Annotated in this window: 12 protein-coding genes; all 12 read left to right on the top strand. The window is 39.9% G+C overall.

Translation table 11 applies throughout. The features are described 5' to 3' along the window. Positions 1-180: 180 nt before the first annotated feature. The 12 genes from nagA (at position 181) to ADF68_RS00730 (ending at position 9,524) form a co-directional block, all read left to right on the top strand. Positions 181-1,332: an N-acetylglucosamine-6-phosphate deacetylase gene (gene nagA / locus ADF68_RS00785; RefSeq protein ID WP_049548224.1), complete on the top strand. Its 1,152-nt coding sequence runs from the start codon at positions 181-183 to the stop codon at positions 1,330-1,332. A gap of 138 nt (positions 1,333-1,470) precedes the next feature. Further along, entirely contained in the window at positions 1,471-2,529 is a 1,059-nt protein-coding gene (locus ADF68_RS00780; protein WP_049548223.1) for a zinc-dependent alcohol dehydrogenase family protein, read from the top strand. A gap of 137 nt (positions 2,530-2,666) precedes the next feature. Beyond that, positions 2,667-3,044 (top strand): DUF1033 family protein, encoded by a 378-nt coding sequence (locus tag ADF68_RS00775; RefSeq protein ID WP_049548222.1) that lies wholly within the window; start codon positions 2,667-2,669, stop codon positions 3,042-3,044. A 54-nt stretch (positions 3,045-3,098) separates the two neighbouring features. After that, a complete protein-coding gene (gene comGA, locus ADF68_RS00770) occupies positions 3,099-4,040 on the top strand; it encodes a competence type IV pilus ATPase ComGA (protein WP_049548221.1) in 942 nt (313 codons plus the stop codon). Beyond that, positions 3,988-5,004, top strand: coding sequence for a competence type IV pilus assembly protein ComGB (gene comGB / locus ADF68_RS00765; RefSeq protein ID WP_075230791.1), 1,017 nt, complete (start codon positions 3,988-3,990; stop codon positions 5,002-5,004). The genes comGA and comGB overlap by 53 nt, the downstream gene beginning before the upstream one ends. Further along, complete coding sequence (gene comGC / locus ADF68_RS00760; RefSeq protein ID WP_049548220.1) at positions 5,005-5,328, top strand: competence type IV pilus major pilin ComGC; 324 nt, start codon at positions 5,005-5,007, stop codon at positions 5,326-5,328. It begins immediately after the preceding gene. Next, positions 5,291-5,725 (top strand): competence type IV pilus minor pilin ComGD, encoded by a 435-nt coding sequence (comGD, locus tag ADF68_RS00755; protein WP_049548219.1) that lies wholly within the window; start codon positions 5,291-5,293, stop codon positions 5,723-5,725. Before comGC ends, comGD begins: the two co-directional genes overlap by 38 nt. After that, positions 5,688-5,990, top strand: coding sequence for a competence type IV pilus minor pilin ComGE (gene comGE / locus ADF68_RS00750; RefSeq protein ID WP_049548218.1), 303 nt, complete (start codon positions 5,688-5,690; stop codon positions 5,988-5,990). The genes comGD and comGE overlap by 38 nt, the downstream gene beginning before the upstream one ends. Continuing rightward, positions 5,953-6,414: a competence type IV pilus minor pilin ComGF gene (gene comGF, locus ADF68_RS00745; RefSeq protein ID WP_049548217.1), complete on the top strand. Its 462-nt coding sequence runs from the start codon at positions 5,953-5,955 to the stop codon at positions 6,412-6,414. The genes comGE and comGF overlap by 38 nt, the downstream gene beginning before the upstream one ends. Next, positions 6,392-6,829, top strand: a complete 438-nt coding sequence (gene comGG, locus ADF68_RS00740; protein ID WP_049548216.1) for a competence type IV pilus minor pilin ComGG — start codon at positions 6,392-6,394, stop codon at positions 6,827-6,829. The genes comGF and comGG overlap by 23 nt, the downstream gene beginning before the upstream one ends. A gap of 109 nt (positions 6,830-6,938) precedes the next feature. Then, entirely contained in the window at positions 6,939-7,640 is a 702-nt protein-coding gene (locus ADF68_RS00735; RefSeq protein WP_049548215.1) for a histidine phosphatase family protein, read from the top strand. Between the two features lie 177 nt (positions 7,641-7,817). Continuing rightward, positions 7,818-9,524 carry an ABC transporter ATP-binding protein gene (locus tag ADF68_RS00730; RefSeq protein ID WP_049548214.1) on the top strand — a complete coding sequence of 569 codons (1,707 nt, stop codon included), beginning with the start codon at positions 7,818-7,820 and terminating at the stop codon, positions 9,522-9,524. The last annotated feature ends 1 nt before the right edge of the window (position 9,525 follow it).

The raw sequence follows: 9,525 nt of genomic DNA, 5'->3' as shown, positions 1-9,525 counted from the left end.
CTGGCTGGTAATTTGGGCTTATAGCCCTGGGGCAAACCACCCGTTAGACGGGTGGTTATGATTATTTCTTTATTAAAATTTCACTAAAAAAGGTCTATACCATTTACAAATTGTTTTGAAAAGTTTATAATGTAATTGACATAATAAATAGTAGAATATTTTCTTAAGGAGGTTTTCATTATGCCTAAATATATTAAAGCTGATCAATTTTTCTATCCACATGGTATTCGTCGCGGTGGTTATTTGGAACTTATTGATGGCAAGTTTGGTAAGCACGTTGAAGAGATTTCGGATGATGCAGAAATTTTAGACTACTCTGGTTACAGCATTGCACCGGGTCTAGTTGATACACACATTCACGGTTTTGGTGGTGTCGATGTTATGGATAATAATATCGAAGGTACACTTCATACGATGAGTGAAGGCCTTCTTAGCACAGGTGTTACTAGTTTCTTACCAACTACACTAACTTCATCATACGAACAATTGCTGGCTGTTACTGAAAACATTGGTGCACGCTATCAAGAAGCATCTGGTGCTAAGATTCGTGGTATTTATTTTGAAGGACCTTACTTCACCGAAGAATTTAAGGGGGCTCAAAATCCTGCCTATATGAAAGATCCACGTATGGATGAATTCCGCGCTTGGCAAAAGGCTGCTAATGGTCTTCTTAATAAAATTGCTCTTGCACCTGAACGTGATGGTGTTGAGGATTTTGTACGTACAATTACTGGTGAAGGTGTAACTGTTGCTCTTGGTCACTCTAATGCTACCTTTGATGAAGCAAAAAAAGCTGTTGATGCTGGAGCTAGTGTATGGGTTCACGCCTATAATGGAATGCGTGGTTTAACACACCGCGAACTTGGTATGGTTGGTGCTATGTATGAGTTGCCACACACTTATGCAGAATTGATTTGTGATGGTCATCACGTTGATCCTAAGGCTTGCGAAATTCTTCTTAAACAAAAAGGAACTGAAAATATTGCCCTTATCACTGACTGTATGACAGCAGGTGGTTTGCAAGATGGCGATTATATGTTAGGTGAATTTCCAGTTGTAGTTGCAAATGGGACTGCTCGCCTTAAATCTACAGGTAACTTGGCAGGTTCCATTCTCAAACTTAAAGATGGTTTGAAAAATGTTGTTGAGTGGGGAATTGCAAATTCTCATGAAGCAGTCATGATGGCTAGTCTGAATCCAGCTAAATCAGTTCATATCGATGACGTCTGTGGACAAATTCGTGAAGGCTATGATGCTGACTTTATCGTGCTAGATAAAGATTTGGAATTAGTAGCAACTTATCTAGATGGAGAAAAACGCTATCAAGCATAATCTAAAAAGTAGAAACGACTTTAGTTTCTACTTTTTTTAATAAATTTGTGAGCTCTTTCACATATCACTTGATTTTTATGTTGAAAAGGCTTACAATTGTGATATAAACAATACAAATAAAAAAGCGGAGGATTGCTTATGAAAGCTTATACTTACGTTAAACCCGGCCTTGCGTCATTTGTTGATGTTGACAAACCAGTTATTCGCAAGCCAACAGATGCTATTGTGCGTATCGTTAAGACTACTATTTGTGGTACAGACCTTCATATTATTAAAGGAGATGTTCCTGCTTGTAAGAGTGGAACTATCCTAGGGCATGAAGGAATTGGTATTGTAGAGGAAGTCGGAGCAGGAGTTTCAAACTTCAAAAAGGGTGATAAGGTTTTAATTTCTTGCGTTTGTGCATGTGGCAAGTGTTACTATTGTAAAAAAGGAATCTATGCTCACTGTGAAGACGAAGGTGGATGGATTTTTGGACATTTGATCGACGGTATGCAAGCAGAATATCTTCGTGTGCCTCATGCTGATAATACTCTTTATCATACTCCATCTGACTTGTCTGATGAAGCCTTAGTTATGTTATCTGATATCTTGCCAACTGGCTATGAAATTGGTGTCTTAAAAGGGAAAGTTGAGCCTGGCTGTAGTGTAGCCATCGTTGGTTCAGGGCCAGTTGGATTGGCAGCTCTTTTGACGGCACAATTCTATTCACCAGCTAAATTGATTATGGTGGACCTAGACGATAACCGCTTGGATACTGCAGTTTCTTTCGGTGCTACTCATAAGATTAATTCTTCAGACCCTGAAAAAGCAATTCAAGAAATTTATGATTTAACAGATGGTAGAGGTGTGGATGTTGCTATAGAAGCTGTTGGTATTCCTGCAACGTTTGATCTCTGCCAAAAGATTATCGGTGTAGATGGGACAGTAGCCAACTGTGGTGTGCATGGTAGACCAGTTCAGTTTGATTTGGACACTCTTTGGATTCGTAACATTAATGTTACTACTGGATTGGTTTCTACCAATACAACTCCTCAGCTTTTGAAAGCCTTAGAAAGTCATAAAATTGAACCTGAAAAATTGGTAACTCATTATTTCAAACTTAGTGAAATAGAAAAGGCCTATGAAGTATTTAGTAAGGCCGACGATCATCATGCGATTAAAGTGATCATTGAAAACGATATTTCAGAAGGTTAATCTTGTTTTTAAATCCAGTTATTCGTTTTTGAATAGCTGGATTTTTTGAAAATGTTATATAATTCGTGAAAATGAGCAAAATTCTTTCATTGTTCTTAAAATTTCGCTATAATATACGGTACAAAGGAAGTTAAACTATGTATCGAGTTATAAAAATGTACGGAGATTTTGAACCGTGGTGGTTTATAGAAGGCTGGGAAGACGACGTCATTGCGAGCAAAAAATTTGATAACTATTATGACGCCTTGAAATATTATAAGTCTTGTTGGTTTGAGTTAGAAAAGGAGATTCCCCTTTACAAAAGTAGAGGAGACTTGATGACTATTTTTTGGGATCCAGAAGATAAACGCTGGTGTGAAGAATGCGATGAATTTCTTCAGCAATATCATTCCTTGGCTTTGTTGGAAGATGGGCAAGTCATTCCAGATGAAAAATTTAGACCTGGCTATGAAAAACAAACAGGGCTTGAGGTGCACCGAACCTGCCGTATCAAAAACGAAGGGACAACTTTTTAAGGAAGTTGTTCTTTTTTTGTATTTTCTTCGAATAATAACAGTAAGGAGGAAGATATGGTACAAGCACTTGCACAAGGATTGATTACACTGGCCAAAAAAGAAGGAGCTCAAGACATCTATTTTGTTCCTAAAAATCTGATCTATGAGCTACATATGCGAATTGGAGACGAGAGGCGATTTGTTGATAGTTATGACTTTGAAAAGTTGGGCGCAGTTATTAGTCATTTTAAGTTTATTGCGGGGATGAATGTTGGAGAAAAGCGTCGTAGTCAGCTTGGGTCCTGTGATTATCAGCATGATGGCAAGGTTTCTTCACTACGCTTATCGACGGTAGGAGATTATCGTGGTCATGAGAGTCTAGTTATTCGCCTTTTGCACGATGAAGAACAAGAGTTGCGCTTCTGGTTTCAAGACCTTAAGGAATTAGAAAAGGGCTTTAGGCAACGCGGCCTTTATCTATTTGCAGGACCTGTAGGAAGTGGTAAAACTACCTTAATGCATGAATTAGCTAAGTCATTGTTTAAGGGACAACAAGTCATGTCCATTGAGGACCCAGTCGAGATTAAGCAAGAAGAGATGCTACAATTACAACTCAATGAAGCTATTGGACTGAGCTATGAAAACTTGATAAAACTTTCTTTGCGGCACCGCCCAGATCTTTTGATTATTGGGGAAATTCGGGATAGAGAAACAGCCCGTGCAGTTGTACGAGCGAGTTTAACGGGAGCTACAGTGTTTTCGACCATACATGCAAAGAGTATTCGTGGGGTCTATGAGCGTCTTTTAGAACTTGGCGTCAGTGAAGATGAACTCGCAGTTGTTTTACAAGGCGTATGCTACCAGAGACTAATCGGGGGAGGAGGAATTATTGATTTTGCAAACCAAAATTATTCAGAACACCAGGCAGAAAACTGGAATGAGCAAATTGACCAACTTTTTAAAAATGGACATATCACTGCCCTTCAAGCTGAAACGGAGAAAATTGGCTACCAGTAAGCAGAAGAAAATTATCACTCTCTTTAACAATTTGTTTTCGAGTGGTTTTCACTTGGTAGAAATTATTTCCTTTCTTGATAGAAGTCTTTTGTTGGAGAAGGAATATGTAACTCAGATGTGCCTAGGACTCTCGCAAGGGAAATCTTTCTCGGAAATGATGGGGAATTTAGGTTTTTCGAGTGCAATTGTCACGCAGCTTTCGCTGGCTGAAGTTCATGGGAATCTCCATTTGAGCTTGCGGAAAATTGAAGAATATCTGGATAATCTAGCCAAGGTAAAAAAGAAGTTAATTGAAGTTGCGACCTATCCACTTATTTTGCTAGCTTTTTTACTGTTAATTATGCTAGGATTGCGGAATTATCTCTTGCCCCAACTGGATAGTAGTAACATAGCTACCTTAGTGATTAGTAACCTGCCACAGATTTTTCTCGGACTTACTCTGGCACTAAGTCTTGTATCTTTAACAGGACTGATATTCTACAGAAAATCTAAGAAGATACAAGTCTTTTCTTATCTGGCTAGAATCCCCTTTTTAGGTGTATTTGTTCAGTATTATCTAACTGCCTATTATGCTCGGGAATGGGGAAATATGATTGGACAAGGTTTAGAGTTGGCACAGATTTTCCAGATGATGCAGGAGCAAGGAGATCCTCTTTTTAAGGAAATTGGATACGATTTAGATCAATCTTTGCAAAATGGGCATGAATTTTCGAAAGTTGTGCAAGATTATCCTTTCTTTAGAAAGGAGTTGGGATTAATCATTGAATATGGAGAAGTTAAATCCAAGTTGGGAAGTGAATTGGAAATCTATGCGGAAAAAACCTGGGAATCCTTCTTTACCCGAGTTAATCGGACCATGAACCTTGTTCAACCACTGGTCTTTATTTTTGTAGCCCTGCTAATCGTTTTATTGTATGCAGCTATGTTGCTGCCAATGTATCAAAATATGGAGGTAAATTTTTAGATGAAAAAGATGTTGATGAAATTAAAAGAAGCTAAGGCAAAAGCTTTCACACTGGTAGAAATGTTGGTGGTGTTGCTTATCATTAGCGTCCTACTCTTACTGTTTGTGCCAAATCTTACTAAGCAAAAGGATGCAGTGAATGACAAGGGTAAAGCAGCTGTCGTCAAGGTGGTAGAAAGTCAAGCAGAACTCTATAGCTTGGAGAAAAATGAGCGTGCAAGCCTAAGCAAGCTAGAGGCAGATGGACGTATCACTGTTGAGCAAGTAAAAGCCTACAAAGAATATCATGATAAACAAAACAAGAGTCAGTCAGTTGAGGATTAGGGCTTTTACCATGTTGGAAAGTTTATTAGTTTTAGGAATAGCTAGTATGTTAGCCTTGGGCTTGTCAAGTTCAGTTCAGTCCACTTTTGCGGCTGTGGAAGAGCAAATTTTCTTTATGGAGTTTGAGGAACTTTATCGAGAAACCCAGAAGCGAAGTCTGGCTAGTCAGCAGAAGATCAACTTAATGTTAGAAGAGAGAAGTATTGGGAATGGCTATCAGAAATTAGCCATTCCTAAAGGGATTCAACTGCAGTCCACTCAGTCAATCACTTTTGATAAGGCTGGAGGGAATTCGTCTCTAGCTAGCGTGAGATTTCAAACAAGGAAAGAAGTGGTTCGCTACCAACTATATCTAGGAAATGGAAAGATTAAACGTATTCAAGAAGCAAAAAACTAAGGCGGTTATTTTACTAGAGGCAGTGATTTCGCTAGCCATTTTTGCAAGTATTGCAACCCTCTTGCTGGGACAAATTCAAGAAAGTAGAAAAAGAGAAGTAGAACTTCTAAAACAGGAAGAAGTTTTGCGAGTGGCTCGTATGGCTTTGCAGACTGGACAAAAGCAGTTAACTGTCAATGGCCTTACGGTTCATGTTGTCTCGAATGAGCGAGGTTTGGAGGTATACCATGGAACGGAGAAATTATTGGCGATTGAGGAAAAGTAAAGCTAGAGCTTTTACTCTTTTAGAATCCCTGGTTGCTCTTATTGTGATTAGTGGGAGTTTACTTCTTTTTCAAGCTATGAGCCGACTCTTGGTTTCAGAAGTTCGCTATCAGCAGAGAAGTGAGCAGAAGGAATGGCTCTTATTTGTAGATCAGCTGGAAGCGGAGCTGAATCGAGCCCAGTTTGAAAAAGTTGAGAATGATAGGCTTTACCTCAAACAAGATGGTAAACCTATTTCCATGGGTAAATCAAGGTCAGATGATTTTCGGAAAACAGATGCTAGTGGACGTGGCTATCAACCCATGGTCTACGGTCTGAAATCAGCACATATTTACCAAAAAGGGCAAAATGTTCATTTCAATTTTCAGTTTGAAAAGGGACTAGAGAGGGAGTTTATCTATCGTGTTGAAAAAGAAAAAAGTTAGAGCAGGCGTTCTTCTTTACGCTGTCACTATTGCTGGAATTTTTAGTCTCTTATTGCAGTTTTATCTGAATCGGCAAGTAGCTCATCATCAGGATTATGCACTGAACAAAGAAAAACTTCTTGCATTTGCAATTGTTAAGAGGACCTATGAAAAAGCTAGTTCGGAGAGTGGTCAGCTGTCATTTAATGCAGGAAAGGCAACTTATCGTAGTGACGAAAAGAGCTTCATAGCGATTGTTGACACTGGGAAAAATCAATTTGAATTTCGTTTTCCACCTTTGAAAAAGACCGACGACAAGACGAAGAAAACAGAAAAAAAGTCAAAAGAAGAAAGCGAGAAGAAAAAAGAAGAACAGGTAAAAAATGAGACCACCGAGGCATCTAAAGATGATCCTTCTAAGAATGATAAGACATAGATTATCAGATTTGTAAAATCTAGTTTAAGTGGTGATGTTGGACTCAGTGGGTTAGGACGAGGTTTTTGCTTGAAATCATGCTATAATAGATACATATGGAGGACGGAAAATGGCAAGTGTAAAATTGTATCTAGTGCGTCATGGGAAAACAATGTTTAATACGATTGGGCGTGCTCAAGGTTGGAGTGATACTCCACTAACAACTGAAGGTGAGCGAGGTATTCACGAATTGGGAATTGGTTTGCGTGAGTCTGGCTTAAAGTTTGAGCGTGCTTATTCAAGCGACTCTGGGCGGACTATTCAGACTATGGGAATTATCCTTGAGGAACTAGGTTTAACAGGGCAAATTCCTTATCGTATGGATAAGCGAATCCGTGAATGGTGCTTTGGTAGTTTTGATGGTGCTTATGATGGAGACCTTTTTATGGGGATCATTCCTCGTATTTTTAATGTCGATCATGTGCATCGTTTATCCTACGCGGAGCTAGCTGAAGGCTTGGTAGAAGTGGATACAGCAGGCTGGGCTGAAGGCTGGGAAAAACTAAGTGGTCGTATCTGGGAGGGTTTTGAAGCCATTGCAAAGGAAATGGAAGCTAATGGAGGAGGAAATGCCCTCGTAGTCAGCCATGGAATGACTATTGGAACCATTGTTTATTTAATCAACGGAATGCATCCGCATGGCCTTGATAATGGAAGTGTGACGATTCTCGAGTACCAAGATGGTCAGTTCTCGGTCAAGATTGTTGGGGACCGTAGCTACCGTGAAATTGGACGAATTAAGCTAGACGAGCAAGCTAGTTCAGAACAATAAAATTTAGAAGAATTTTTAAAGGATTGATAGAATGCTAATGTCGTGCTTGCACAAGCTTCTGAGAGCTGAGTGCTTTGACAATAGCATTCTTTTTTGTTAGAATAGTATCAACATAAAAGCATAAGAAGGGACTGACAGAACTGTCGTCCCCTTTTGTCTATCTTATAAGGGGGAAATATGCTGTTTCAGAAAATAAAAGCCTATAAATGGCAGGCCCTGGCTTCCTTGGTTATGACAGGTCTAATGGTAACGAGTTCACTCTTGCAACCACGTTATTTGCAGGAGGTTTTAGAGGCACTGCTAACGGGTGATAACGAAGCTATTTATCATATTGGTTTTTGGTTAATCCTTGTTGCCTTGATTGGTTTGATTGCAGGTGGGATCAATGTAGTGTTAGCAGCTTACATTGCTCAAGGAGTTTCGTCTGACTTGCGTGAAGATGCCTTTCGTAAGATTCAAACTTTTTCATACGCCAATATTGAGAAGTTTAATGCCGGGAACCTCGTTGTGCGTATGACCAACGATATCAACCAGATTCAAAACGTCGTTATGATGACCTTCCAAATCCTCTTTCGACTACCTATTTTATTTATTGGTTCCTTTATATTAGCCGTTGTCACTCTACCTTCGTTGTGGTGGGTGCTGGTTCTTATGGTCGTTTTGATCGTCGCCATGACAGGTCTTATGATGGGGATGATGGGACCTCGATTTGCAAAATTCCAGACCTTATTGGAGCGTATCAATGCCATTGCCAAAGAAAATTTACGTGGTGTGCGCGTGGTTAAGTCTTTTGTTCGAGAAAAAGACCAGTTTGCTAAATTTACGCAGGTATCCGATGAATTACTGAGTGAAAACCTTTATATCGGTTATGCCTTTTCTGTTATGCAACCTGCAATGATGTTGATTTCTTACGGGGCTGTTTTTCTCTCAATCTGGCTTGTAGCCGGTATGGCAGAGTCAGATCCATCGGTAGTTGGTTCCATTGCTTCCTTTGTGAACTATCTGAGTCAGATTATCTTTACCATCGTCATGGTTGGATTTTTGGGGAATTCAGTCACTCGTGCCATGATTTCCTTCCGTCGTATTCGTGAAATCCTGGATACAGAACCGGCTATGACCTTCAAGGATGTGGAAGATGAAGAATTGGAAGGAAGTCTCAGTTTTGAAAATGTGACCTTCACCTATCCAAATGATGCAGAACCTATCCTAAAAGATGTATCCTTTGATATCGCAGCTGGTGAGATGGTTGGGGTTGTTGGAGCAACTGGTGCAGGGAAATCAACCTTGGCTCAGTTGATTCCACGACTGTTTGATCCTCAGCAAGGTTCGATCAAAATTGGCGGAAAGGACATTCGTACAGTTAGTGAAGGGACACTTCGCAAAACAGTTTCTATCGTCTTACAGAGAGCCATTCTTTTTAGTGGAACCATCGCAGATAACCTCAGACAAGGAAAGGGAGATGCGACAGTTTCAGAAATGGAACGCGCAGCTCGCATCGCCCAGGCGAGTGAATTTATTAGTCGTATGGACTTAGCCTTTGAAAGTCCGGTTGAAGAACGTGGGACCAACTTTTCTGGTGGACAAAAACAAAGAATGTCCATTGCGCGTGGGATTGTCAGCAATCCTCGTATCTTGATTTTTGATGATTCAACCTCTGCCCTTGATGCCAAGTCAGAGCGCTTGGTTCAAGAGGCTCTTAACAAGGATTTGAAGGGGACGACTACGATTATCATCGCGCAAAAGATTAGCTCTGTTGTTCATGCTGATAAAATTTTAGTGCTTGACCAAGGTCGCTTGATTGGTCAAGGTAAACATGCTGACTTGGTTGCAACAAACCCAGTCTATCGTGAAATTTACGAAACGCAAAAAGGAAAGGAGGAGTAGG

The sequence above is a fragment of the Streptococcus pseudopneumoniae genome (assembly GCF_001068775.1).
Lineage (GTDB): Bacteria > Bacillota > Bacilli > Lactobacillales > Streptococcaceae > Streptococcus > Streptococcus pseudopneumoniae_N.
Note: the sequence above shows the minus strand (reverse complement) of the source record. Positions and strands in the feature narration are given on the sequence as shown.